The 26614-nt window shown below is 50.4% G+C and carries 17 protein-coding genes and 4 pseudogenes; 9 read left to right on the top strand and 12 right to left on the bottom strand.

Going from position 1 to position 26614, the window contains the following annotated elements; all coding sequences use genetic code 11:
- Positions 1 to 64: 64 nt before the first annotated feature.
- The gene (locus tag JCM2765_RS08355) at positions 65 to 532 is read right to left on the bottom strand and encodes a Panacea domain-containing protein (RefSeq protein WP_054735981.1); all 468 of its coding nucleotides are present in this window, start codon (positions 530 to 532) and stop codon (positions 65 to 67) included.
- Positions 533 to 1069: 537 nt separating this feature from the next.
- Here JCM2765_RS08355 and JCM2765_RS08350 point away from each other — a divergent pair.
- Positions 1070 to 2326 (top strand): RNA-guided endonuclease InsQ/TnpB family protein, encoded by a 1257-nt coding sequence (locus tag JCM2765_RS08350; RefSeq protein ID WP_054735980.1) that lies wholly within the window; start codon positions 1070 to 1072, stop codon positions 2324 to 2326.
- A gap of 213 nt (positions 2327 to 2539) precedes the next feature.
- On the opposite strand, the gene JCM2765_RS08345 is transcribed toward JCM2765_RS08350, so the two are convergent.
- Positions 2540 to 2992, bottom strand: coding sequence for a CopY/TcrY family copper transport repressor (locus tag JCM2765_RS08345; RefSeq protein WP_263849387.1), 453 nt, complete (start codon positions 2990 to 2992; stop codon positions 2540 to 2542).
- 302 nt (positions 2993 to 3294) lie between these two features.
- Here JCM2765_RS08345 and gap point away from each other — a divergent pair, with 302 nt between their 5' ends.
- Positions 3295 to 4302 (top strand): type I glyceraldehyde-3-phosphate dehydrogenase, encoded by a 1008-nt coding sequence (gene gap / locus JCM2765_RS08340; RefSeq protein WP_054735978.1) that lies wholly within the window; start codon positions 3295 to 3297, stop codon positions 4300 to 4302.
- Positions 4303 to 4394: 92 nt separating this feature from the next.
- Here the strand turns inward: gap and JCM2765_RS18130 are convergent, their stop codons facing one another.
- The 6 genes from JCM2765_RS18130 to JCM2765_RS08310 form a co-directional block, all read right to left on the bottom strand.
- The gene (locus JCM2765_RS18130; protein ID WP_054735976.1) at positions 4395 to 5153 is read right to left on the bottom strand and encodes a hypothetical protein; all 759 of its coding nucleotides are present in this window, start codon (positions 5151 to 5153) and stop codon (positions 4395 to 4397) included.
- Positions 5126 to 7495: a Cna B-type domain-containing protein gene (locus JCM2765_RS08330; RefSeq protein ID WP_156301735.1), complete on the bottom strand. Its 2370-nt coding sequence runs from the start codon at positions 7493 to 7495 to the stop codon at positions 5126 to 5128. Before JCM2765_RS08330 ends, JCM2765_RS18130 begins: the two co-directional genes overlap by 28 nt.
- 452 nt (positions 7496 to 7947) lie before the next feature.
- Positions 7948 to 8292 carry a HigA family addiction module antitoxin gene (locus JCM2765_RS08325; protein WP_054735973.1) on the bottom strand — a complete coding sequence of 115 codons (345 nt, stop codon included), beginning with the start codon at positions 8290 to 8292 and terminating at the stop codon, positions 7948 to 7950.
- A 97-nt stretch (positions 8293 to 8389) separates the two neighbouring features.
- The gene (locus JCM2765_RS08320) at positions 8390 to 8770 is read right to left on the bottom strand and encodes a hypothetical protein (RefSeq protein ID WP_054735972.1); all 381 of its coding nucleotides are present in this window, start codon (positions 8768 to 8770) and stop codon (positions 8390 to 8392) included.
- Between the two features lie 86 nt (positions 8771 to 8856).
- Positions 8857 to 10932, bottom strand: coding sequence for a MucBP domain-containing protein (locus tag JCM2765_RS08315; RefSeq protein ID WP_054735970.1), 2076 nt, complete (start codon positions 10930 to 10932; stop codon positions 8857 to 8859).
- Complete coding sequence (locus tag JCM2765_RS08310) at positions 10929 to 11753, bottom strand: KxYKxGKxW signal peptide domain-containing protein (RefSeq protein ID WP_054735969.1); 825 nt, start codon at positions 11751 to 11753, stop codon at positions 10929 to 10931. Before JCM2765_RS08310 ends, JCM2765_RS08315 begins: the two co-directional genes overlap by 4 nt.
- 797 nt (positions 11754 to 12550) lie before the next feature.
- Between JCM2765_RS08310 and acnA the strand changes: the two are divergent.
- The 3 pseudogenes from acnA (at position 12551) to JCM2765_RS08295 (ending at position 18460) form a co-directional block, all read left to right on the top strand.
- Positions 12551 to 15156 (top strand): annotated as a pseudogene (acnA, locus tag JCM2765_RS08305) (aconitate hydratase AcnA).
- Between the two features lie 30 nt (positions 15157 to 15186).
- A pseudogene (locus tag JCM2765_RS08300) lies at positions 15187 to 16321 on the top strand (citrate/2-methylcitrate synthase).
- 611 nt (positions 16322 to 16932) lie between these two features.
- Positions 16933 to 18460, top strand: a pseudogene (locus tag JCM2765_RS08295) (AMP-binding protein).
- 96 nt (positions 18461 to 18556) lie between these two features.
- Here JCM2765_RS08295 and JCM2765_RS08290 read toward each other — a convergent pair.
- A pseudogene (locus JCM2765_RS08290) lies at positions 18557 to 19644 on the bottom strand (NAD(P)-dependent alcohol dehydrogenase).
- Positions 19645 to 19775: 131 nt separating this feature from the next.
- Here JCM2765_RS08290 and JCM2765_RS08285 point away from each other — a divergent pair.
- Together JCM2765_RS08285 and JCM2765_RS08280 are read left to right on the top strand one after the other, a co-directional pair.
- Positions 19776 to 20672 (top strand): LysR family transcriptional regulator, encoded by an 897-nt coding sequence (locus tag JCM2765_RS08285; protein ID WP_054735967.1) that lies wholly within the window; start codon positions 19776 to 19778, stop codon positions 20670 to 20672.
- A gap of 88 nt (positions 20673 to 20760) precedes the next feature.
- Positions 20761 to 21024, top strand: a complete 264-nt coding sequence (locus tag JCM2765_RS08280; RefSeq protein WP_054735965.1) for a hypothetical protein — start codon at positions 20761 to 20763, stop codon at positions 21022 to 21024.
- 118 nt (positions 21025 to 21142) lie between these two features.
- Here JCM2765_RS08280 and JCM2765_RS08275 read toward each other — a convergent pair whose 3' ends face one another.
- From JCM2765_RS08275 to JCM2765_RS17140, 3 genes are all read right to left on the bottom strand, one after another.
- Positions 21143 to 22012, bottom strand: a complete 870-nt coding sequence (locus tag JCM2765_RS08275; protein ID WP_054735963.1) for an EAL domain-containing protein — start codon at positions 22010 to 22012, stop codon at positions 21143 to 21145.
- Between the two features lie 6 nt (positions 22013 to 22018).
- On the bottom strand, positions 22019 to 22972 hold the full coding sequence (locus tag JCM2765_RS08270; RefSeq protein WP_054735961.1) for a diguanylate cyclase domain-containing protein: 954 nt from the start codon (positions 22970 to 22972) through the stop codon (positions 22019 to 22021).
- A gap of 425 nt (positions 22973 to 23397) precedes the next feature.
- On the bottom strand, positions 23398 to 23553 hold the full coding sequence (locus JCM2765_RS17140; protein ID WP_156301734.1) for a hypothetical protein: 156 nt from the start codon (positions 23551 to 23553) through the stop codon (positions 23398 to 23400).
- Between the two features lie 123 nt (positions 23554 to 23676).
- Between JCM2765_RS17140 and JCM2765_RS08265 the strand changes: the two genes are divergently transcribed.
- Together JCM2765_RS08265 and JCM2765_RS08260 are read left to right on the top strand one after the other, a co-directional pair.
- Complete coding sequence (locus JCM2765_RS08265; protein WP_082405053.1) at positions 23677 to 25182, top strand: MFS transporter; 1506 nt, start codon at positions 23677 to 23679, stop codon at positions 25180 to 25182.
- Positions 25183 to 25573: 391 nt separating this feature from the next.
- A complete protein-coding gene (locus JCM2765_RS08260) occupies positions 25574 to 26191 on the top strand; it encodes a hypothetical protein (RefSeq protein ID WP_054735959.1) in 618 nt (205 codons plus the stop codon).
- The last annotated feature ends 423 nt before the right edge of the window (positions 26192 to 26614 follow it).

Raw genomic sequence — 26614 nt, 5'->3', positions numbered from 1 at the left:
GACAAAGGGATCCTCGAGCAAACCGCTCAAGCATCCCTTTTTTGATGACCATCTTAACTAGCACCTACTCAATCACCTGCATCAACTTCCGAAAATAATCCGCCATCAACCCCGGCAAGATTACCTGATTCTGCGGCGTCTCCATCCAAGGCCGTTCGGTACTCATCCGCGTAATCAGTCGAATAATCGACCGGCCATCCGCAAACGCCTGAACCGTGTGTACGATAGCGGCCAGTTGCGGGTCAGCTTCGATTGCGTCATGGTCGGCGATAACGGCTTCATCCAGGTCATCGATCAACCCCGCCGCGCCGTAAAACTGCGTCGCCACGGTTTGAATCGCAACGCCCCGTTCACAAGCCAAAATGTCATCCGCAAACGCCACGGTATCAAACACTGCCAAATGCATCCCTTGCACGTAGTACAGTAACGCCATCACCTGCTCCAGCGTTAACTTTTCCGTTGCCTCATCCCGTCGCACTTGTGCCTCATTGTGGACCCGAAACCAATTCACCAGTTGCCGTATCTCCGTCACACTCATCACTTCCTGCTTTTGATGGCTCTAGTGTGTCATGGCAGTCTGCGCGGTTCAAGCGAACAGGAAATGGTCTTTTTGTGACGTTTATTCGACCAAATTAGGAAATCGTGACGGTGCGATTAGTTGGTTGGGGTTGGCGGTGTTAGATCATTTTTGTTGGTGAACAATGACATTTAAAATGGGCTAAAATCAAAAATCCGAAAAATGATATAGAACCTATTGTACAATAGGTGCCATGTCATTTTTCGGATTTTTAATAAATTTATGCCGGAAATCCCGTGACTTTAGTCAGGGGATGGATAGGCCGCCGCGTCGCTGAAAGCGTCGCGGCTTTTTTGAAACAAAAAATAAAAAATCATGTCATTATTATCAATATTATTAATTGAATCAATTGGTTGAAAAAGTTCAAATAATGAGTAGTTTCGCATTTCATTCACCCTGAAAATAAATTATATCTTAAAAGTAATAAAGAATATTATTTATTGCTAATTCTTGATATACTCAATTTATACCAGATTGGGGGGGTGAAAAAACATGAAATCAATGAGTAAATTGGCGTATCATTACGGCTTAAAAGTGCGCATCTATCCCAGTGATGAACAAAAACAAATCATCAAAGTTAACTCAGACGCTAGTCGGTTCATTTACAATCAAATGGTGGGAATCAACCAAGAAATTCATCAACTAAAGCGCGTTAATTTGCCCATTGATACCGTTCAAACGCGGTTGGCGCAACTTGAAAAACGGCGTAATGCTCGTGAACTTACGAATCATTTCGGCTTTTTAGCGGATTCGCGGATCGATAGTTTAGCCAAAGCCAATGCCATTAAGAACTATCAAAAAGCTTGGCAGCAGTTTTTGAAGGTCCATCATACCGGTATACCGAAGTTTCATCGCAAGAGCGCGGTTTGGCAATATCAAACGAACTGTCAGTATCCTGGTCAAACAGTAGCCAGGTTGACTAATGGGACCGTTCGTTTTAACAATACTAACCAGCTAATCGTTCCCAAACTGGGTAAACTGCGGATTCGTGGTTCTCACAAGCGCCTTTTGAAGCGCTTATTAGACACTCGAATCGGTACGGTCACAATTATGAAAGATGCTTCTGACCGATTCTATTTAGCGATGCAGTTAGCTTCTGACTGGCCATTCGTGACCTATCAGGAATCGCAATCAGGGTCAGTAGGAATTGATTTGAATCTCAAAAACTTCTTAACCGATAGTAACGGGAAGACGGTCGCTAATCCACGGCACTATCGAAACAGTAAAAAACGGTTAGCCAAGGAACAACGTACCCTCTCCCGGCGAGCACGTCGGGCTAAACGCGAACATCGCTCATTGAAGAACAGTCAAAACTATCAAAAACAACGGCGCTTAGTTGCCCAGTTGCATGATAAAGTACGGACACAACGACAGCACTTTCTTCATCAACTCTCCACTACACTGATCAAAAGTCACGATCTAGTGGTGGCCGAAGAGTTGCGGAGTAAGAACTTGTTGAAGAACCACGCTTTAGCGATGAGTATCAGTGATGTTGGCTGGCGAACCTTTTTAGGGATGCTGACTTATAAAGCAGATTTATATGGCACGACTTTTGTGACCGTTGATCCACGCAATACAACGCAGACTTGTTCTAAATGTGCGTTTGTAATGGGTACTGAAAGTACTAAGAAGTTGACCCTAGATCAACGGAAATGGCAATGCCCTAGTTGCCAAACAAATCATATTCGTGATTGGAACGCTGCGCAAAATATCCTGGATAAAGGACTCAAGAAGCTCAAATTAGCCTGAGTCAAGGCGGTTCCTATGGCAACCTGGGAACCTAAACGGCGTTGGTAATTAGATGACCTCCACTTAGTAACCGATGGGTAACTAAGCGCGTTATCCGTATCTACGCAAATTGTGGTTCGAAACCAAAGTAACAACCGTCAAAGTGGTTTTGGCTCACAAGCCCCTGACTTTAGTCGGGGGGTGGTTGACCTTTTCACTTCTATTGATAATCGCTTAACACTCGCACCCATCACCAAAACCCTTCGGCAAGCAGTCACACTCAACGCTCTCCGGCGCACTGGCGGCCTTTTTCGCCAACAGGTCCTGCAACGCCGCAATATCACTTTGGGTCAGCGTGGTGTGATCCACCAAGTGCAACAGCGTCTGGCCCTTCTTCATGGCACACAGGTGATCGAACAGTTGCTGTGAGCTGTCGTCCATGGCGTCGATTTCGCTGATGGTGGCGCGGTAGATGAAGCGCCGATCTTCTTTTTCGGTGGTGAGTAGGCCCTTGTTGACCAGCCGGCGTAATAGCGTCTTGACCGTGGAATCGGACCAGTCGCGTTTCGCCTGCAGCATGTCGATCAGGTCGCGGCTGACGATGGCGCCCTTCGTCCAGACGATGCGCATTAATTCCCACTCAGCTGGGGTGATCTCGGGGATGTTTTTAGTAATCGTTTCGCTCACGATGTGGCCTCCGTTTACAATTGTAGTTTCTACGTTTAGTTTATCAGGTTTTGGGTCGCTGTCAATTAGAGTGTTTCGGTGGTGTCTACCATTAATTTTACGCCCAGTTCGATTTTTCGCAATAACAATCGCGCATTTTGACTATCAAATCAAACTCCAAAACTGCCCCATTTTCGAACAGTTGCACGGTATTTTCCCAACTCCCGTCAAACCAAGTCGCCTTGATTGTCACCGCCGCGCCAGCCCGTATAATGGGGATTGATTGATGTCCCTTTGGTTTTGACTTGGAGGAGGAAATCAAAATGGTAAAAGTTGGTATCAACGGTTTTGGTCGCATCGGCCGCCTAGTGTTGCGCCGGATTCTAGAACTCAACGATCCGGAAATCGAAGTGGTAGCCATCAACGACCTAACAACGCCATCCATGTTGGCGTATTTGTTCAAATACGATACGACCCACGGCACCGTCCCCTACGCCGTTTCGGCGACTGAGGACTCGCTGGTGATCGACGGCACCGCGTACCGGGTCTACGCCGAACGTGACGCCCGCGATATCCCGTGGGTCGGCACTAACGGCGTGGAAATCGTGCTGGAATGTACCGGGTTCTACACCTCGGCGGATAAATCACAGGCCCACTTGGACGCCGGTGCCAAGAAGGTGCTGATCTCCGCTCCCGCTGGCCCGATGAAGACCATCGTCTACAACGTGAACCACGACACGATCACGGCAGACGACCAAATCATCTCGGCAGGATCCTGCACCACCAACGCGTTAGCCCCAATGGCCGCCGCGTTGAATCAGGAGTTCGGCTTGGAAGTCGGTACCATGACGGTGATCCACGCCTTCACCAGCTCCCAGATGATCCTAGATGGGCCTAAGGGCAGCAAGCTCCGCCCTAACCGGACCGCTTCAGCGAACACGATTCCCCATTCCACCGGGGCAGCCAAGGCGATTGGCTTAGTGATTCCCGAACTGGACGGGCACTTACAAGGCCACGCGCAACGGGTAGCGGTCATCGACGGTTCGGTGTGCGAACTGGTTTCCGTATTGGGCACCAAGGGCGTCACCGCTGACCAAGTCAACGCCGCCATCCGCGGGCACGCCAACACGCCATCGTTTGGCTGGAACGAAGACAGCATCGTGTCCTCCGACATCATCGGCGACACGCACGGGGGCGTCTTTGATCCAACCTTGACGGAAGTCACCACCAACGGCGACTTCCAAGTGGTGAAGACCGCCACTTGGTTTGATAACGAGTACGGGTTTGTTTGTAACATGGTGCGGACGGCTAAGGCGTTGGCCGAAGCTTAGTTTGGACTGGATTTAGCTTAAAAATACTTGATTCTCAACTACCAAAAACCGCGTGACTGCCACTTGGCTGCCATGCGATTTTTTGTGTGCGTCTATAACGTTGACCGACGCAACCACGCTGCGCCCGCTAAGCTGACCAGCATCAGTAATAGGCCGCCTAATAGCGCTACAACTGATTGGCTGTCGCTCGCCTGTGGTAAGGTTGCCGCAGATTGTGCTGGGGCTGCCTGCGTTGGCGTTGACTGAGTTACTGGCTCAGTTGCCGTTGCGGGTTGCACCGTTCGCTTGGCCCCACTAGTCGCTGATACCGGGAACCATTCACGCTCACTGGTTGTGGTGAGTGGTGATTCGGGCACCGTTGATGGTGATGGCACGTCAGGCGTGTGTGGTGTTTCTGGTTCGGTGGGTGTGACTGGTGTTTCTGGTGTCACTGGTGTTTCTGGAACGTTGGGCGTTCTTGGTTCCTCCGGCGTGGTTGGCGTCTCGGGAACGTTTGGTGTGACTGGCGTCTCCGGTGTCGTTGGGGTTTCCGGCGTCACCGGCGTGTCAGGCACGATTGGCGTCTTTGGTTCTTCGGGAACGTTGGGCTCCTCCGGCACGTTTGGCGTCTTCGGGGTTTTTGGTTCCTTTGGTTCGTTGGGCGTCTTGGGATCCTTAGGCTCGTTTGGCGTTTTCGGTTCTTTAGGTTCCTCGGGAACGTTGTAATCGTTCACGATGGTGGCCTGACCGTTAACGACCTGCGCGAAGCCGCCATTTTCAGCGGTGTAGCCATCAACATGGGCTTCTTGGACCGTGTAGACGATTAGCTCATCGTCAGCCGTCGTCACCGCCAAATCCGTAAATTGACCCACGTACGTTGGTCCTTAGTCAGCGTTAACTGCTTCGTTGCCATCTGGTTCGCTAACAGGGTCACCGTCACGCTTGGCGTTTGTACGTCAGCGGGAACGTTGTGCCACTGTTTAATGACCGTGATCTCAGTCGTTGGCTTCACTGGTGGTTCAACCGGCACGTTGTAGTCGTTGATCAGCAGTGCGTGACCGTTGACGACTGGCGCTACCCCGTTATTTTCAGCGGTGTAACCCTCGACTGGCGTGGTTTCGTGAACCGAATAAATAATGGCATTGCCAGTCGCATCCGTGACGGCTAAATTCGTAAAGATGCCAGTATAGCCGTTGAGCGGTGTCAACATGATCGTCTGGTTGGTTGACTCACCGCCCGCATACAGTGTTGCGGCAACGTCAGGCGTCTGCACGTTAGCTGGGACGTTTTGCCACTGCTTGGTCACGGTAATCGTCGTGGTGGGCGTCTTTTTATTGAAGACGTTGACGAGAATCCCGTGATCATCGGCTTTACGGTCGATGGTGACTGAATAACTCTGACCGTCACCCAGTAGCGTGCCGGCGACATCCGCCAGCATCACTGGGTCGTAACCAGCTACCGACTGCATTTCCTGAACTAGGTAGTGCCCGCTTCGTAGTACCGGTGTCTCGGCGATACCGTTGGCGTCCGTGACGAGGTGCGCCACCACGTGGTCGTTGGTATCGGTAATGTTAAATACCACCCCGGCTAATGCTGGATAATTGCCTGCGTCATCAACGGCCGTAGCCGCCTTCTGGATCCGAATGACGCCCTTAGCCAACGTGAGTTCCACGCGGCTGCTGGTGCTGTCATATAGGATCTTGTAGTTTTTAGATGGGCTGCTTTGACCATCATGAACCAAAATTGCCGTGTTCGACAACTGTTGGTCCACGTCGGCCAGCTCGTGCATCAAGAACTCCACGTGGAGGCCAGCGATGCCAGAGCCCGCCGTTGCAGCTAACAGGTTCTGATAGCCAGCTAACGTTTGTTGCAGATCCGCCGCACCGGTTGGAAAATCGGTTTGAATCTGAGCTTCAGGCGTTTCCTCAGCTGTGGTAGCCAAGTGGAGTTGGTTGCCGGTCGCTGTTGGGGACCCTAAGTCGCCGAGGTTCATGACGAAGGTGATTTGACCTGCTTGGTAGGCTTGGTCAAACAAACTGCCATCACTGGCATGTTTGAAATAACCATATGACCCAAGGTGTTGCTTGATGTAACTACCGAACTGACTGAACGTCACGTCCGCTTCGGCGATGTGGTTGGCTGCGGCCACTTGAGCCACTGTCACCTCGTCGCCAATGCTAACTTCGAGGCGTGGGCCGTAGGTATTTAACACCTTCCCATCAGCGTCCCGGTAGTAGATTGGCACCATGACCCGCGGTGTTGAACGCGTCGACACCGTTTGGCCGAGCGTCAGGTTATCGTAGATCATGGTGTTGGTCATCGCGTGCGTCGTGGTCCCCTCACCCAGCGCCTCCGCGATTGCATCGGTGTTGATGTCGAGGATCCAGTTCACATCACACGTTGGCCCGCCATCGTAATCGGGCACTTGGAACCCCTGCTTGGAAATGAGTTCTTTCGTGGCAACGTATGGATTAGCGGTCGTCTCTCGACTGGGCCGAGGCTTCACTTGAATGTCCGTTACGCCACCGGTTTTGGTCGCCACGTCCAAATTACCGATTTGCGCTAGGCCGTGCACTTCGATGTCCCCTGTTAGCGCACTGACTTGCCGATTTCGGGCAAGAAAGTCGTTGAAGGTCACTTGAAATGCTTTCTCGGTCGTTACCGATGATAGCTGATACGCTCCCACCACCTGGTCTTCGTGGATCAAATCATGGACGGTCGTATCACTGGTGATCAGGTTATCAGGTAATGCCACCTTAAAGTAATCCCCAGCCTGAATGTCATCCACCAAGTCGACCGGAACCTCAAAATGCGACATCACCTTGATACTTTCCTGATCGTAGATGTCGGATTGGTACGTCTCATCGATGGGGTTACCGTAGCCATCGTAGAGTTGTTGGCTCACTTTGACTTGAGTAGTTACATCATTACCCGGGTTATATGTGGGTGTTACTGTGGGTTGGCGCTCCGGTTCAGGGGTCGGCGCATTTGACGGTTGTGCCGTTGTTGGTGCTGGTGCTTCGGTTTGAACCGGTTTGGTCGCGCTCGTCGGTACTGATTGATCGCCAGTTTCCTGTGATGCAGGGGTTGGCTGGTCAACCACACTTTCCGAGGTTGTACTTAAAACTTGAGTGTCCGCCGGCGTTGACTTCGTTGCCGTTACTGGCGCAAGATTGTCAGGGGTTGTTGCTGCGGCCGAGGCACTAACTGCCATCAGTCCCCACACAAAGAACCCCACCATCAGTCCAATCAGTAGGAACACTCGTTGATTAATTTGAATGACCTTTTTCGTTTGATTTCACCTCCTAACATCATTGAGTTGATTCAAGTTAAACAATGCGAAGAAAATTTGCTTATTGAAAGATAAGTTTTCTTCGTTCACGTATTATAGCATACCAATTTGAGACTTTTAACCCAAATTGCTTTACATGTCAAAATAATGCTGAATGAGCACAATTTTTTGAAACGTGGTGCATATTTGTTCAAATTATTGCCGATTGTCATGAGAATTAGCAGTTAATCATTAAAAATCACTCATTTATCGTATGAATATGCATAACGGTGGTTGCGCTTTCAATATAAAAACGTTCGAGTACCAATCACATCACTCGAACGTTACATCTATTATTAATCATCATTTTCAGCCAGTCACCATGGCCACGCACTTCATCCCTGAAACGTTGACCACTCATACGGGTGCAAAAACAAGTTATTTTCCCCCGGCACTTCCCGCTTCACCGACTCGGCCGCCAACTGCAGGCGGTACTGATAGTCCAGATTCAACAACGTCCGCGCAGAAAGCCCCGTGACCCGTTCGACGCGAAACGCCAGCTGCGGGGTCAGGTACGCTTTGTGGTTCAACACCTCTGAAACGTGCTTTTGCGTCACCCCGATGCGCTCGGCCAGATCCTGTTGCGTGATCTGATAGTAGGCCATCGTCTCCTCCAGCATGGCCGCTGCCGAGAGGTACTGATTCGATTGGTTGCCATAATTATAACTATGCTCAGTCATGGTTGTCCCCCTACACTAATCTTCGCTTACCCCTATTCTACAACATAAAAGTGCCCAGCCTCAACCGTCAGTTGAAGCCGGGCACTTTTAAATTGGTCTACCGGTGTGTGAAATGCAAAGTTGAGATGTCATAACCCACGTACAAATTGCGACTGTTTTTGAAATTCAGGCCAATCGATTCAGCGGTACCGTTGACTGAAATCGTGCCGTACTTGTGCCCCTTATTATGAACGTAGCGGTACTTGATGTAGTGGCCGTAACCTGGTACATCCGTGAAGTAGGCGTAGTGCGCGTAGGTTTTCAACACCATCCGCTGGTGGAACGGTTTATAACTATACCGCCAAACATGCCGGTACGCTTTCGGCAACGTGACCATTTTAGCCTGCGCCACTGGTTCGTGTGCTGGCACGATCGCCGTTACCGCCATGGCTGATACCAGCGTTAACCCCATGATCCCTAACTTGATTCCTGTTCTCATCTGAATTGCCCCCACAATCGTCTTAGAATGACTACATCATACCACCATTCGCTAATCGTGATGCGTGGTAATCGGTTACTTGCGGGTTAATCACGTTTTCGCAGTACGGTTGCTGCCAACCAAGTTGCACCTAATAGCAATATTCCCACCAATGCGGATATGCCCGACCGTTCATCCGTTTGTGGTAAGGTCATTGGCGTGGTGACCTGTACATGACCATCGGCGGTCGGTACGAGCTTGTTCTGGGTTGCCGGTTGCGTTCTGGTGGCAGTTGCTGTTCCCTGCGCCTGTGCATCCTCAGTGGTGGTTGTGGCTAGTTCTGATGCTGAGTCCGGTTGCGCGTCCGTTTCACGATTAGCGGTCGCGTTCTCAATTGGTTGCGGAGCGCTTGGTTCAGCACTCGTCATTGACTGGTTGGCGACTTCCGTCTGGTTGGTTGCGGTTGCAGTTGGCGTCGTTAAAGTCGCTGGCGCCGAAGCCGTTACTGCTACGTTCCCGTCTGTCAGCACGACAGCCGACGTTTCCGGCACTGCCTCATAAATCAACGTCAATGCCATCGCATCACCCTGATACGTGCCAGTCGTTTCGGCGCTCTGCCCCGGCGCTAACTGATAGCCCGCAATTATTGGCGCGGTCACTGTTAGCGGCTGACCAACCTGCCCCGTTTGCGTTGCCTCGGGCGCAAGTGCCTTCCCAGACCCATCCACATAACGGACCGTTAATTGGCTATCACCTTGATCATCCGCCACCAAAGTGGACACCGCCGGCAGCACCTTGATCGTCACGTTATCCGTGTCATCCGCCGCAAACTGGTAAGTCACCTGTTTCGCTTGACCCGGTGCCAGCAAATACCCAGCCGGCACGCTGACTTGATAGTCGCCCGTTTCGGCCATCATTCCGGTCAAGTCAGCGGTTTTCACCACGGTATTTGACACTTGATCCACGTAATTGACTGTCAGCGTTTCTGGTAGCGGGCGGACGGTGTAGATCATCATGTTTTGGGTGTTGAGTGGCATGGGTGAGCCGACCTTGATTTTTGATAGGGTGTTGATATTGGCTTGGTTCACCGTATATTGGTTACCGTCTTGAACGGCACTTCGCTTCATTATTTCTTCGTAATCCTGCTTCGAAAATACTGGATCGGTCACCTCAACGACCCCAGTTGATTGATTGACTATATACTGCGTTACCGTCATGTCATCAGTCGCTTTGTCCACCGTGAACACGCCGTACCGACCGGTACTTTCGAACGCTTCGATCAACGCGACCTTGGTAACCTCGTATCCATCGGGAACCGTGACCGTATTGGGTTCAAATGATTCCGCTTTGATTTCGGTAATCTCGGTCAGTCTTGCTGGCGCAAAGACCGCATCCAATTGGTATAACGTGTCCGTTTGCGCTAATACATCCCCCGTTTCGGTTTGCACGATGCTGCTAACGTGATCGGTCAAGTGAGCGTTTTCTAGCCGCGGCATCAACAGCACATCGATGTTTTGAGCCCCGTAACCAAACGTGTATGGGACATCGGCGGCCTGCCCATCAGCTAAAATGATATCCGGTGGCGTCACCACGGTGTAGACGCCGCTTTCGCCAATCGTGCCACGCAACGTTTTCGCTGCTAAATAACTGCGGCCGGTCTCAGCATCGAGAAAAAAGAGGTTGATTGGCTCAGTGAATGGATTTGGTACCGCAACATACGTATCGGCATCCGCTGCATCACCAGAGTACACGGTATTTAAAAACTGCTTTCCAGTTGGTTCACCCAGCGTCCCCTCACCGAGACCAATCCAGAAACTAGCCTCCGTTTGCGTACCATCTTTTTTCAGAATAGTCGTTGGCATCTCAACCGGTAGTGAAAATTGCGGCCCAAGGTCGAGCTCGGATAATCCCGTTAACCGAAACATATCCGCGTACGCCGTGACCTTGCTGGTATCCCAAGTCGACAGGTCCAGCGTTGACAGAGAAGTATCGCCCTCAAACATCCCCGTCATATCCGTTGTGTCACTGGCAATCAGCTTATCAGCGCCATCAATCGTCGTCACATCATCTAACCCCGCAAACAAGTACGACGCATTCTCCGGCAAATAAATCGGCTCGTCAATCACGATTTTATCAAATGCATCCCGGTAATCAAACCACGGTGAGGCGTTAGTCAACGTCACCGTTTTACCATCCCGGCGGCCAGCGTCTGTGGGGTCACCGTAGTGTTGTCCTTGCCTAATAAGGCCTCCCCGTAAATGTGCAGAGTGTGGTCGTCCTTGATCACCCAGTTGGTATCACCGTACATTCCCTTAGCCACTTCATCCGCCGCCAAGCCCTCGGTATCAATTGAAAAGGACTTGGGAAGTGTCAGCACGGCACCGGGTTGGGCTGCGGCCACTGCCGTTACTTTTTGGGGTTGGCCTAGCGTTTGGTAGGTTGCCGTTGCCACCTTCTTGGCGGTTGCAAAGGCGGTGCTGTCTGCCGCGCCTAAATCGGTAACTTGCGGTGTGGCGGTAACAGCTGATTGATTAGTCGTGGTGGTCGATACAGCCGTTTTTTCAATTGATATACCCCATGAACTATCTGATTGACCGATACCCATCGCTGAGTCGGCTGCCATGGTCGGTTGACTTGCGTTCACTGTTTCGGTAACTTCGGCGTCCGTTTCTGACGCTGGCTCAGCGGTCGTATCCGAAACTACCGGAACCGACTGAGTATCAGTTGCCGCCGTGGCGCTTGCTGGTGCTACCGTTGCCTCATTGTTACTCACATTAGTCGCTTCGGTTGTCAACGTCACTTGCTTAGGCGCCGCTGTCGTCCCGCTGACCTGTGATGACACATCAGACTGGTTCGTTGACTCAGTCGCCGCCCGCGCCGTTTGCCCACTCAACACCAAACCGCCCCAAGCCAAGCCCACCGTGGTGCCCATCACCAACCAGTGACGGCCTTTCTTGTACAGCTTGAACCGAGTCTTCGCCGCACCAGTAATTCGCTTTTTCATCGTGATCTCCTCCATTTAACTGTGCATGACCACCGCCAACAGCGTTCCCCCACTCTTGACGGTTTGCTTACGCCCGATTTTAACACATTTATGCCGTCAAATATTGCCAATGTTTAATTTTTGTAAAGTCGCGACAGTCATAGTCACATTGTGCCAATTATGAGGGTGTCACGACAATCATGCGAATTTAATTGAACCGTTACCATTTTGAATTATGACTGATAACTGGTGCTTATGACGGGAAAGTTGATTGGCCACTTAACTACTAATCAAATGACGTTAAATCACCCATAAGCATGGGATTTTGAGCCATAGTCGATTCGACTTCTGTTTTCGGCTTTAGTTATCAGATGATCATTAATAACTTGAATAACGTCGCCCACCAACTTAGTGCTCAGCCCAAGGTCAACATCGGTTTTCTCATTTTTAAACACCCAAGACCCGACATCAACGTTTCATCCGCAACGTTTACAACGCAACTTTTATTCAGTGGTTGAATCTACATTCATTCGCGAACGAACTGATTATCTATTTTTCGATTATTTCTGAATTATTCATGTGAGCATTCATTTCTTGTTTTATCAGTCGTTCAGGTGATACAGCACTAATTCAGCGACTTCTCGCAAACCTAACATGGCAATGTTAGCAGTTTGATAAATTTAAATAAACATTCATTTTTACTTGACGAACTGAATATAAACCGTTACATTAGATTAAAATGAGTATTTAATTAGAACGTGATTGGTTTACTCATTTTTCGCACGATGCACAATTGAGAAAGTTAGGTGATTTCATTCATGACTCAAACGTATCAACGTGACTTGACAGTAACCGGGCATACATATCACTACTATGACATTGCCGCCTACCTCGCCGACCAGGGCAAGACCCTTGGCGAGCTTCCATACACGATTCGCATTCTTTTAGAAGAAACCCTGCGACATGCCGACTTGGCACCCGAAACCCAACCGAATCTTGGCGCCTTCCTTGACTGGGATACTCACCACGACCAAGACGTGGCGCACCAACCGGAACGGGTAATTTTACAAGACTTCACCGGTGTGCCAGCCTTAGTTGACCTGGCCGCCATGCGCGACGCCGTAGCTAAAGCGGGCGGCGACGTTCGCAAGATCAATCCCGAAGTCCCCGTTCACTTAGTCATCGACCATTCCGTGCAAGTTGACCGGTTTGGCAACGACACCGCCTTCGCCTACAACGTGAAGCGCGAGTTTGAACGTAATCAGGAACGCTACACCTTCCTAAAATGGGCGCAAAACAGCTTTGATAACCTCACCGTGATTCCACCTGACACTGGGATCATTCACCAGGTCAACTTGGAATATCTCGCCGATGTCATCCGCACCAAGCAACTTCCCGATGGCAGCGACGTGGCCTTCCCCGACACCTTAGTCGGCACCGACTCCCACACCACCATGATCAACGGGCTGGGCGTCCTCGGCTGGGGCGTTGGCGGTATCGAAGCCGAAGCCAGCATGTTAGGTGAAGCGACCTACATGCCATTGCCAAAGGTCGTCGGCGTCAAACTTACCGGCCACCTCAACAAGGGCGTCACCGCCACCGACTTAGCCTTAACGCTGACCCACCTGTTACGTGAGCACAACGTGGTTGGCAAATTCGTGGAATTCTACGGCAGCGGTCTCGCCACCCTTCCACTGGCTTACCGGGCCACGGTTGCCAACATGGCACCCGAATACGGCGCTACCTGCGGGTATTTCCCAATCGACGACCAAACGATTGCCTACCTGAAGTTGACCAACCGGCCACAAGCCACCATCGACCGGGTCGTGGCCTACGCCAAGGCTAACGGCTTCTTCTACGATGACAGCGAACCGCGGCAGTACACCGAAACCGAAGAACTGGACCTCAGCACAGTGGTCAGCACCGTTGCCGGACCAAACCGGCCACAGGATTCCGTTAAATTAGCGGACCTGCCCGCACAGTTTGCCAGTCGCCGCAACTTACCCGCCTACCCCGTTACGGTTGGCGGTAACCAGTTCGACCTCCACGTGGGGTCACTGGGCATCGCCGCCATTACCAGTTGTACGAACACCTCGAACCCGCAAGTGCTGATTGCGGCAGGCTTGATTGCCAAGAAGGCCGTTGAGCTGGGCTTGAAGGTCCCCGCCTACGTGAAGACGTCGCTGGCGCCTGGTTCGCGAGTCGTTACCGAGTATTTGAAGGCTGCGGGCTTGCAAGACTACTTAAACCAAATCGGCTTTAACCTCGTGGGTTACGGCTGTACCACTTGTATCGGCAACTCCGGGCAACTCGTCGACGAAGTTCAAACTGCCGTAAGCGAGAACCCGTTCCCCATTGCCGCCGTTGAAAGTGGTAACCGGAACTTTGAAGGCCGGGTCAACCCACTGGTCAAAGACACCTACTTGGCCTCACCACCACTGGTCGTCATCTACGCGTTAGCCGGTACCTTGGACATCGACCTCACCACCCAACCGGTGGGCACCAGCACCGATGGCAAGCCGGTTTACTTAACCGACCTGTGGCCAGATGACGCCGAAGTGGCCGACTTAACGCAACGTTACCTGAAACCGGAACAATTTAGCGACAACTATGGCAAGATTCTCGACCAAAACGCCACTTGGAACGCCCTGTCCGCCCCAACGTCTGAAACCTACGACTGGGACGCCAAGTCGACCTACATCGCCTCACCACCATTCTTCGGTCAAACCGACCGGCAACTGAGCGGTCTGCGCGTGCTCGCCAAACTCGGCGACTCCATTACCACCGACCACATCAGTCCTGCCGCTTCATTGCTTCGAAATCGCCCGCTGGCATCTACTTGAAGGCCCACGGTATCGAACCAAAGTCCTTCAACTCCTACGGCTCGCGTCGGGGCAACCACGAGGTCATGATGCGCGGCACCCTCGCCAACATCCGCCTGCAAAACCAACTGACCCCGGATAAGGTCGGCGGGTTTACTAAATACTTCCCAACGGATGAAACAACCACCATCTACGACGCCGCCATGGCTTACCAAAAAGCTGGCACTGGCTTAGTCGTCCTCGCCGGCAAAGACTACGGCATGGGCTCATCCCGTGACTGGGCCGCTAAGGGGGTCAAGTTGCTGGGTGTGAAAGCCATCATCGCTGAAAGCTTCGAGCGGATCCACCGGGCCAACCTGGTCATGATGGGGATCGCCCCACTTGAGTATTTGCCAGGGGACACCGCTGAATCATTGGGCTTGAACGGCACCGAAACGTTTGCGATCGAACTCGATGGTCAAACCGCCCACGTAACTGCCACTGCTGGCGACCGAGTGGTTAAATTCGATACCCGGCTCCGGTTCGATACGCCAACTGACCGCATTTACTACCAAAACGATGGCATCATGCCACTGATCGTCAAAAACAAACTTGCTGAATAGCATCCGTCACAGAATCAAGAGGTGATTCATATGACTCAAACTTTACCAAAGGGACTGGCTGGCGTCGTCATCGATACCACCAAGATCAGCTCCACTAAAAACGCCCACCTCACTTACGCGGCTACCCAATTGAAGAACTGCAACACGCGCCATTTGAAGAAGTGGTCTTCCTGTTGTGGCATACCCGGTTACCAGAACCAGATGAACTGGCGACTTTTCGCCAACAACTCGTGACCAACATGCAGTTGCCAAACGAAACGGTGCGCTTGATCACTGAAATTGCGAAAGAACCTCAGCACCCCATGAGTATCCTGCGCACCACGACCTCACTGTTAGGCACCACCAACAACGTGGACCGCGATACGCCGACCAAAATCTTGGCGAAAATGCTGACAGCGATTGCGGCCATCATCCGCATCCGCGACGGCTTGCCACTACTGCACGCCGATCCAAACTGGGGCGTGGTGGAAAACTTTGTCTACCTGTTCTCTGGCAAACGGCCTGACGCTGAGGCCACGGCGATGTTCAACACCGTGATGGTGCTGCACGCCGACCACGAATTTAACGCCTCGACCTTTACCAGTCGGGTGGTGGCTTCTACTAAGTCGGACTACTACTCTTGCTTGACCGCAGCTGTCTGCGCGTTGAAGGGTCCGCTCCACGGTGGCGCTAACGAACAGGTGTATAACATGTTGATGGACATCAACCGGCGGCACTTGACCGCGTCTGAGTACGTTGACGAGAAACTGGGCGCTCATAAGAAGATTATGGGCTTCGGACACCGGGTCTATAAGCATGGTGATCCACGGGCGAAGATTCTCCGCGGAGTTGCGGCTCGGTTAGCGGCTTCGACCGATAACCAAGCGCTGTTTGACCTGCAGGAAGCGTTGGCGGCGGAGATGTTAAACAGGATCGGGTTGCATCCCAACGTTGACTACTACACCGCTTTGATTTACCACTGTCTCGGACTGGACAAAGCCACCTTCACCACAATGTTCGCGGCCTGCCGGACTGCTGGCTGGTTAGCCACATCTTGGAACAGCAACGCGAAGGTTGCTTGATTCGTCCGTCATCCGTGTATGATGGGCCGACTGGGCGGCATTATGTGATTGCGGGTGACCGTGGGACTGATGCTAGTGTTACGGATCATGTGAATTTTGGCTAATAGCGCTTGAAAGCCTTGGAGCAAAATGCTTCAGGGCTTTTTATTGTCGCTTGTGAAGTTTGGCTTCTTTGCCGCGTTAATCATGGCTGATATTGTGGGCACAACCGGTCGGTCAGGTTCCGGCTGTGGCGCGATAATTGATAGTTGTTGGTGGTTTCCCAACAACTATCAATTATCGGGGACGTCATTGAAGACTCGCACGATTTTAGCGAGGCTTCAATGCGAGGGCTGAGACCGCCTTTTGGCTCAGGCCGGTCCCCATAGCCGGAACCTGACCGCCTACCGGAATCGACAGTTTCAGCAGACATTTCCCAACAACTGTACTAATCTTCAGAATTTGAAGTCTCAGTTCCAGTTTTAAACGTCTCAATATGCGATAGTATAGTGAGATGTTAGTCACCTTTTCTCATCTTTTTCCCATTAACTACTAGTCAAGTCGAAAATGGCTGTCTATAATAAGAAAAAGTACCCTCGGTAATCATCTTTTGCTAACCTTTAAGCCTGATTTAAGTTAACTCGCCTAGGCTATTACTCATGACATCAAACAAAACCAATTAAATTTGCCGAGTCATTGAAACCGACTACTCATTATTAAAGGAGCGATTCATTTTATGGCCACACCATTAACTACGATTTTAACGGAACAACTTCAGCGTCACCAAACGGACCCCATCATTAAGGATGAGGCCATGAACACCTGGTTTACCGGCGCCGATATGCAGGCGGATATCGACGTGTTCCAAGAAGCATTTAAAGCCAACAACCTTGGGAAAGGGGATCAGATTCTGGTTTGCCTACCCAACTCCGCCGTTTTCCCGGTGATCAACCAAGCGGCTTGGGAACTGGGCATCATTGTCCACCCCATCTCACCATCAACGCCAACCGCGAAATTACACGCGGATTACGAGGCCCACGCTACCCAGCGCTATTCACCACGCCGGAGCTCGCCGCTGACTGGTCAACTGACGAGTGGTCTGTGAGCCACTTAGACCTGTTGACGTCGCCCCACTTAACGTTCTTGGTCAACAAGGAAGCCGCCAAAACCGAAGCCGATACCACGCCCGTGAGCGCCACCGACCTTGGCTTAGTGATGAACACTTCCGGAACTACTGGTGAACCCAAGCGAGTCGGTTTAACGCACGAGATGCTGTTAAATGCCGCTCAGAACGACGCCGTTTCTAACCACATGGACGAAAATGACGTTGCCATGGTCACCATGCCAATGTTCCACATCAACGCCCAAGTCATGACGACGTTGTCGACCCGGGTTTCTGATGGTAAGGTCCTCGTTACCCAGAAGTTCTCCGCTTCCCGTTTCTGGAAGCAAGTTCACGACAACCATGTCACCTGGGTTTCAGTGGTCCCAACCATCGTTTCCTTCTTGTTACTAAACGAAAAGGCCAACGCCGCTTACGATGCCTTGAAAGACGGTATTCACTTACGCTACATCCGTTCCAGCTCGTTTGCGCTCCCTGAAGAACGTTTAATTGCGTTCCAAGACCGCTTTGGTGCCCCAATCATTGAAGGCTACGGCATGACCGAAGCTTCCAGTCAATGCACGATCAACCATTTGACGCGCCCAAGATTGGCTCAGCCGGCAAGCCATTTGGCACCGACCTTTGCCTGTTAGTCGACGGTGAACTCACCAACGACCACAACGTGATGGGCGAAATCGCCGTTCGCGGCAACCACGTCATCACCCACTACATGGATCCAAATCCCGATAGCTTCAAGGATGGCTGGTTCTTAACTGGCGACCTGGGATATTTGGACGATGACAACTACCTGTTCGTCAAGGGCCGCAAGAAGGAGATCATCTCCCGCGGTGGTGAAAAAGTTGCGCCAGCTGCCGTTGAAAACACCTTGAACGACCTCGACTTCATCGAACAACTGGCCGTCATCGGCATGCCAGACGACCTGTACGGTGAAGAAGTCACCGCCGTGGTGGTCAGCACCACCCCCGGCCTCAACGAAGCCGAACAACGCCAAGCCATTTTCGACTACTCAACCACTCATCTGGCCAAGTTCGAAAGCCCAACCCGGGTTGAATTTCTGAGAGAATTCCCCCGGAACATTACGGGTAAGGTGTTGCGGCCGCAGTTGCGGGAGCAGTTGTTGATGGTTGGCGAGGAGAAGTAAGCTCGCCCAAACTTGATAACAAAAGTGATTCTAAAAAATAAAGGTTCAAGACCTCGAAAGTGAAGTCTTGAACCTTTATTTATACCTTAAATCATCCTATAACGTCACAACCGGCTTCAACACTTGCCCACTCTTCGAATCCGCGAACGCTTGATTGATCTGATCAAAGTCATAGAATTTGACCAACTTATCAAACGGGAATAACCCACGCTTGTAGTAATCGACTAACTGCGGAATGAACAGTTGCGGGATGGCATCACCTTCGACCACCCCTGAAAGCTTCTTGGATTCAGCTAACAAGTCGCCCATCACATTCAACGTTAGGTCGCCGCCAACACCAAGCAAAACGCATTCGCCAGCTGCTTCAACACGTGAATTGCGGTTTTGATCACGGATGAAACGCCAGTGGTATCGATACTGTAGTCAACACCTTGTGGAACAATTTCTCGAACCCGTTGTTCTGGATCAACCACTTTACTATTAATGGTTTCGGTTGCGCCTAGTTCATTGGCCAACGCCAACCGATTATCAAAAATATCAATGGCGATAATGTGGGCAACCCCCGCAATTTTAGCCGCCATAATTGCTGATAGTCCAACGGCCCCGGTCCCGAACACAACAATTGAATCACCGAATTTCGGGTGAATATAATTTAACACCGTTCCAGCACCGGTTTGGATACCACAACCTAAAGGTCCCAGTAACCGCAAATCAACTTCTGGGTCAACCTTTACCACGTTATGCACATCGGCAACCACATGATCCGCAAACGAGGACTGTCCGAAGAAAACGGAGACGTCTTCACCGTTATCTAAATGCAACCGGTGACTACCATCATGGTTGGCACCCTCAAAGTTCAGTTCGTTGAAATGGGTGCACATGCCCGGATGCCCCGCTAAGCAGTTCGAACAGTTACCACAATAGGCAAACGAGAGGACAACGTGATCACCCGGCTTAACGGTTGAAACACTGCTGCCGACCCGCTCAACGATTCCGGCGCCTTCATGTCCTAATGCCACTGGCATTGGCGTGGTTCCGCCGTCCCGACCAACGGCATCCGTATGGCAAACGCCAGTCGCAACGATTTTGATTAGCACTTCATTTGCTTGCGGGTCGTCTAATTGAACGTCAACGATTGAAAGTGGGTCACCTGCGTGGGTGACGGTTGCAGCTTTAATCTTCATCATAATTTCCTCCGAATCGGCTTGTTAAAATTTCTACAAAACTATTGTAACCGGCTTTTAAGTCGGCGTAATATGGTTAAAAAAGACGGCACCCGAACACTTTAGTTCGGCTACCGATTTAGGAGACACTTATGGACGAAGAACTACTCAAACTCTTTATCGAAATCACGCAACTGGGCAGTTTTCAAAAGGTCGCTGAGAAGAACTTTATCTCCCAGCGGGCGGTTTCAAAACGAATCAAGCTCCTCGAGGAAACGCTACAAGTGACGCTATTCAGTCGTGAGAGCAACAAAATTACCCTCACACCTGCCGGAGATCACTTTCTACACCGAGCAAAACAAATGCTCACCATGATTCACACCACCAACTACGAACTCCGCCAGCTCAACGTTTCAGCCAATCAGCAACTCTCAGTTGGGTATTTTTCACCGTTTGACGGCGCCGTCATCAAAAAGGCCCTCTTTCAGCTTCCAACTGACATTGCGGTCACCATTAAAGAGTCCGGTGTGGAACACTTGGTTTCGGATGTGCTGATGGGCGAACTGGACTGCGCCGTGATTTTAGATAACTACGGTTACCATTATGATTACCAACAATTACAGCTGGCACACTTTCCGGTTCACGCAGGTACAATGCTGATGGGCGTCAGTAATCGAAATCCCTACGCTGGTGCAAAAAAAATTCCGGAGCGGTTGTTGCAGGAAAAACCCGTTGTCTATTACAGTAACGAGGAGTCCACTTACCTCAAACGGGCCTTTGAATCAAGTCTCGGCACAATTTCAAGTGAACTCAACGTCGTGCGCCAAGCCTCATTTGAACAAATGCAAATGCTCGTGGGTCTCGATCAGGTGACAGCTTTTTATCCCGGTGGCGTGGTTGAAACCGTACAAAATCCGGCTGAAGCAATCACTTACCTCCCACTTGAAACCAAAGCTGACCAGCATTTCACGTTTGAACTGATTTATAAAAAACAGGCAATAAAACCGAGCCTACAGACGTTTATCGATTTGTTTTCAACTCAAAGATAATGCTGAAGCGCTTGCACATCGCTTGGCAGCTTCCCCACACCCGCCTACTAATAGACTCATCAACTATTTCAAAGAAGAGGGTAATTCTATGGCAACTCAACAAACCGTTCGCGTCGAAGGTACCGACTACGTGATCGTCACCGCACCAACTGAGCATATCAACCAATTCACCGTGATGGGCGTTGCGGATACCGTTGACGTCGTGCGTGGCATTGGCTACAAAGTCGATGGTGATCCCGATAAGTTATACGAAATCGTTTGGATGATCGATGGCGATCCTGAACATGATGATTTCGAACAGTGGGTCAAGAACTGGGACGAAGCGGATGCGGTTTTTCCGTTGGATGATTAGTCATTAACTATCGCTATATAAAATTAAAAACAATCGATGTTGGGTAACCCCGAGAAGGTTAACCAATGTCGATTGTTTTTGTTTTGTCGTTATGCTAAAGCCTGTATGACATACTTATTTAATTCACATGCTCTTCCTCCGGCAACGACGGTTTCGCAAAGTAGTACCCCTGCTGCCGAAAAATGCCGTGGCTTTTAATCGAATACTGCGACTCATCTTCGGTCTCGACCCCTTCAAGCACAAATTCCAAGTCGTTTTGCTCGGCAACTTTTGTCCAGAAGTCGATTCGTTCCAAGAGTTGATCCTGATTATTGGTCTTCCGCAAATTTTGAATCGCAAACTTAATGCCGTCCAGATAGTGGAACATGTCCAGCACCAGTTCGAAACTGTTATCACTACCAACGTCATCAAGGTAAACCTTAATCCCGCCAGCGTGGTAAATTTCGTTGATCTGCTTCACAACTTCGGTTCCCGGCGCGTCCATGATTTCCACCACAAATTCATCGATCCGTGGTTCATGTTGCTTAAAGCGCACCAAATCATGGGCAATCTTCGGATCAGAAAATTGCTTCGCAGTGAGGTTAATGTTAACACCCCGGCAAGCGTTATGGTTCAACACCTGTTTGATCAAGCTGATCTGCGTGGTGACCGGAATCTCAAAGTTTGCGGGCAATCGCCACTGGTTACGGTCGAATTCGCGCAACAGCATTTCATTCAACAATATCGGGTGGTCGGGCTTGCTGGCGTCGACAATCGGTTGCACAAAGTAGCGGTACGTTGGGAACCAGTTGATTGATTCTCGGGCATGTTGCGAAACACCCTCCACCGTAATCGCATCGTGACCTTCGCGCTTGCTCTGTTTGAGACTCTTGCTAGCGCGTGCGTAGGTATCATCAACGCTCTTATCGACAGTTTGAACCTGAGTGACCCCAATCGAAACCGTTAACTCGACTTTTTCACCGTTAAAGCTAAATTCATGCGTGCGCACCGTGTCTCAGCAATCCATCAAAATCGGTGCGGTATCCACCGGCGTTGCGTTGGTGAAAATAGCGTTAAAGGTACTGCCACCTGAACGGAACAGGTGATACGCAGTACTGTACTGTTGCAACACGTGCTGCAGCAACGTTTCGAATTGGCCTAAAATTGCGTTAGCGCCCCGCTGCCCATAGCGGTTATTGACATCCGCATACCGGTCAATGTTAATGATGGCCACCGTCATTGGCGTATGCGTGCCCTGCGCCATCTCAAATAGACTGTTCACGTCTCGTTCATAAGAGGCATACAGCGTGGTTGGCGTAATGTCTTGCTGCTGATTTCGAGTATCCGTCAACTGGTCATGATTTTTTTTACCAATCCAATAGAGGCACGTAATCACCGTCATAATCATGTAGATGCCGATACTTAGCCAGAGATTAGCATCCGTCACAGGTAGGCCTGGATAGGTCAACCAAAATCCAAGCGATACGTATGCGCCAGCAGCAAAACAGTAACCAAAGCGATAACGGACCATCCCTAAATGGTGGTGGATTAAGTGGAGTACCCAGATCAGACCGAGACTGACTAAAATATTTTGAATCGATAACACATTTGCCCAATGTGCCAATTCCCAAACAATGACTAACACGGCGCCTCGCGCCCAGTATTCAACGTTACTCAAATGAATATCCAGCACTGGAAAGGCAATTAAAAAGACCCCAATACTAGCGTACAAATGTCGATTATCACTCGAAAACAAACTCGCCAAGCACAGGATGCCACCAAGTAGCCAAACGATTACCGGTAATGCGATTCGAATCAAACGTCGTTGCGGCTGCAACAACCCCTGGTTGGTCTCAAGATAGTGCCAAGCACGTGAGTAAGCGATCACAATGCCCGAAACAAACGCTACGGCAAAAATCAGAAGCACCAATTGCGAAAAGAAATTATCAGCAGTTAATCCTGCAATCAAACAGAATCCCTCCTTAAGGATCCGGTATAACGGTCGCGACTCTAAGGATGACGCATCAAGAACCTACGCCGACCACCATACGAACACAGTTCAATTTAAAACGTGAATCTTTATAATTAATTTATCACAAATCCATCATTTTTTACACTATGATAGGTTATTTTTCAAAAGTTTTTTTCATTATTTCAACTTAATTTAACGGTTGATAAATAGCGCTACGTCACATTTTCCGGGACGTCGCGCTATTTTTGGACTATTAGGTGCAACTGCACCCAACGATTAATTTTTTTATTTGAACAGCCCGCGCTGAACGTTCACTAATTCAGTCCGCGCTGTTTTGAGGTGGTCGGCCAGCGCTTGATAGTCTGGTTGGCCCGTTTCGGTAGTTTGCGCCGCCCCGGCTAATCGATTCGTATACTGTTCGATTAGTCTTCTAGGGCCAATAAATCATTTGCGATATCGTTTTTTTCATTTGCTGTCAGTGGTTTTTGGAGCAACACCGGTGACATGCCGGTATAATTACTGTAGAAGTATTTTTTATTTTTCAAGTCGTCACCAATTCTATTTGAACTTAGGAGCATCCGTTTGGTCCTGCATTTTGACACAAGACTGCCATTATTCTAACATACCTTTTAATTTGAACCTAGAAAGTTGTATGATAGTAGGTATTGTCAATTATTCTTACATAAAAGGAAGCGAACACTGTGTCCAAACGCAACGTCTTTATTGTCACCTGTGCCCTGCTGCTCTCCAACGCGATGAGTGGTCTGGATAACACGATCGTCAACACCGCCTTACCAGCGATTATTGCCGACCTCCACGGGTTGGAACTCATGGGGTGGATCGTCGCGATTTTCCTGCTGGGAACCGCCGTCAGCACCCCGCTTTGGAGTAAGCTTGGGCAACACATCGGCAACAAGCAGGCTTACCAACTCGCTGCGTTATTCTTCGTAGTGGGCTCCTTCCTGCAAGGGATCGCCCCCAACATGGTCTTCTTGATCATTTCCCGGGCAATTGCTGGAATCGGCAACGGTGGGGTCGTCTCGCTCCCCTATATCATTTATGCGCACCTGTATGAGAATCCTCGCAAGCGGATGCAGGTGCTTGGCTTTGTCTCTGCCAGTTATAGTATGGCTACCATTATCGGCCCGCTGGTCGGTGGTGCCATCGTCGATACGGTCGGCTGGCACTGGGTTTTCTTGTTAAACGTCCCAGTCGGCCTCATCTCAGCCGTTTTAGTGCAATTTTTCTACAAATCCAATCCCAAATACCGCACCGACAGCCCCGTGGACTACCTTGGTGCAACCCTGATGACGTTCGGGTTGATCAGCTTACTGGTGGCCATTGAACTGATTGGCAGCGCCAGTCTGATGATGATTGGCGGGTTCTTGATTGTTGCCGCGATCTGCCTCACCATTTTGATGCGGGTCGAGGGCCGGTGCGCGGATCCGATTATTCCAGCGCGGTTACTGAAAAATCGATCCTTGGTGATTGACTTCGGCTTATTTATGATTATCTGGGCAGCCTTCTTAGGCTTCCTGATTTACGCACCAATGTGGGCCCAAGGGCTATTGGGTACCTCCGCGTTAGTTGGGGGCGCCACCCAGATTCCCAGTTCGTTTACGAACTTTGGCGGATCGAGTTCCGTTGCCCCACTTCGGCGAGTTTTGACGCCACAACGGGTCATTGGGCTGGGCATCATCACGTTGACCATCACCTTCATTTTAATGGTCGTGATGGGCGTGCATACGCCTTACTGGATCTTAGTCCTCGCCGGGGCCTTTGAAGGCTTTGGCAACGGCATGTGCTTCAACGAACTTCAGGTGAAGGTGCAACAAGACGCCGAACCAGAAGACGTGCCAATTGCAACTTCTTTTAGCTTTTTGATTCGGATGCTGAGCCAAACCTTTATGGCGTCCATCTTCGGCTTGATCATGAACAACGCCCTGCGCGCTGGCGTCACCGCCTCGCACGGCCAGATCACTATGAAGATGATGAACAAGTTGAGTGACGCCGCTAGTGTCAGTTCGTTACCCAGCCATTTGATTCCGCAAATGCGGGTGATTTTGCATAACGGGTTGCATAACATTATGCTGGTATCCCTGGTACTGATGGTGATTGCCTTTGTGATCAACATTTGGGCGCAGGGGCTTGAGCGGAAGAAGTATGCGGCGGCTGCGCGGGCAGCTGAGGCTTCGAAAGCGGCTTAAGTTGATATTTAAATTGTGGGAACTATCGTCATGGGCGGTGGTTCTTTTTTTGTTGGCTGGACTGTTATCGTTTATGGTGACCGTCAGGCGCCGGCGCTTTTCTGTCCTCGAGCCTAAACGGGTTCCACAAGGCAGAAGGTTGCGTTGCATCAGCGATTTGCGATTTCTGAGCGTTTTAGGCTACTGTTCTTTTATGTCCTCGAGCCTAAACGGGCTACACAAGGCAGAAGGTTATGTATAAGGGCGGGGCAAGTAAACCTACCCAAACCCGGTAGCTTCACTTGCGCCTTATACGCCACCTTCTAACCGCCTTGTTTCGCCCTCTCTCCAATGTTATGATTAATTCTAAACAAAAGCGTTTTCATAAACGCACCTAATATCGGAGGCACTCATGAGCAAACAAGATCAAAAATCACTTAGCATTGCCGAAACGCAGATTCAAGCTAAACTGGCAACATTGATTGATAACCCCGTTTCCGCTTGGTTTAAACCACTAGCTGACGTCTTTACCACCGGGATGGCTGAGGGTCTTCAATCCGCCTACATTATTTACACGGCTGAAAGTCAAAACAAGCACATCCGTGACCTTGGTGCCGACGTTTACGAAAAGGCAACCACTTGGGGGAGTCCGTTTTTCAAAGCGTTACTGCAACTCTTAAACGACCCTAAGAGCGCTGACTTCCACGAACTTGATGACCGGTTGCATCAACAGCTCATCCGCACTAACGAGCTACATTCATTTGAAGAAATTCAAACGTTACCCGTTCCCCAACTCTACCGGAGTGACCTGTTAGACATCTACTTCTTCGGCTGGGAGTTTGGTTTCCGCTACGCTTACTGGATGTTGTTGCGGCAACCTAACCCTGATGATAGTCAAAATGAAGCCTTGCTGGAAACGGCTAAGGTGCGCGCTACTAAGGAAGCTCAGCGGCAACGGAGCTTGGCGGATCAGTTACCCGCACTGCGGGATGGCGTTTATGCGAAGTTGTTGGGTGGGGTGTTTGCTTAATCGACTTTGATTGTTTAGGGGTCTGGACTTTGGTCTGGGCTTTTTTTGTTTGGTGTGAAGGATGGTGCGTTAATTCAGTGAGTGCTTGTGGCGACGTTCATTGCTGCTATATTGTTTTCGACGCCATTGGGGCTTTAGTTGGCAATGAACTTCTGATATTGTGTAGTTTGTCAGGGATACTGCTTTCATTAGCCTGCGCCGAAATGAACTCTGCAAGGCAGAAGGTTGCATATAAGGGCGGCCCAAGTAAACCCCAAAGACCAGATTTTCGCTGTTTCAAAGTGTTGTTTGCGACGTTCACTGCGCTTACATTGTTTTCGGCGCCATTGGGGCTTTAGTTGGCGATGAACTTTTGATATTGTGTAGCTTGTTAGGGGAACTGCTTTCATTAGCCTGCGCCGAAAATGAACTCCGCAAGGCAGA

This window comes from Secundilactobacillus similis DSM 23365 = JCM 2765, assembly GCF_001311075.1.
Lineage (GTDB): Bacteria > Bacillota > Bacilli > Lactobacillales > Lactobacillaceae > Secundilactobacillus > Secundilactobacillus similis.
Note: the sequence above shows the minus strand (reverse complement) of the source record. Positions and strands in the feature narration are given on the sequence as shown.

What these genes read in the sequence shown, in the direction of transcription:
- JCM2765_RS08330 (WP_156301735.1), bottom strand. Translation starts at nt 7,495, where the DNA reads ATGGCAGTTAGTGCCTCGGCCGCAGCAACAACCCCTGACAATCTTGCG.
- JCM2765_RS17140 (WP_156301734.1), bottom strand. Translation starts at nt 23,553, where the DNA reads ATGCTCCTAAGTTCAAATAGAATTGGTGACGACTTGAAAAATAAAAAA.
- JCM2765_RS08310 (WP_054735969.1), bottom strand. Translation starts at nt 11,753, where the DNA reads ATGAAAAAGCGAATTACTGGTGCGGCGAAGACTCGGTTCAAGCTGTAC.
- JCM2765_RS08350 (WP_054735980.1), top strand. Translation starts at nt 1,070, where the DNA reads ATGAAATCAATGAGTAAATTGGCGTATCATTACGGCTTAAAAGTGCGC.
- JCM2765_RS08260 (WP_054735959.1), top strand. Translation starts at nt 25,574, where the DNA reads ATGAGCAAACAAGATCAAAAATCACTTAGCATTGCCGAAACGCAGATT.
- gap (WP_054735978.1), top strand. Translation starts at nt 3,295, where the DNA reads ATGGTAAAAGTTGGTATCAACGGTTTTGGTCGCATCGGCCGCCTAGTG.
- JCM2765_RS08320 (WP_054735972.1), bottom strand. Translation starts at nt 8,770, where the DNA reads ATGAGAACAGGAATCAAGTTAGGGATCATGGGGTTAACGCTGGTATCA.
- JCM2765_RS08280 (WP_054735965.1), top strand. Translation starts at nt 20,761, where the DNA reads ATGGCAACTCAACAAACCGTTCGCGTCGAAGGTACCGACTACGTGATC.
- JCM2765_RS08325 (WP_054735973.1), bottom strand. Translation starts at nt 8,292, where the DNA reads ATGACTGAGCATAGTTATAATTATGGCAACCAATCGAATCAGTACCTC.
- JCM2765_RS08285 (WP_054735967.1), top strand. Translation starts at nt 19,776, where the DNA reads ATGGACGAAGAACTACTCAAACTCTTTATCGAAATCACGCAACTGGGC.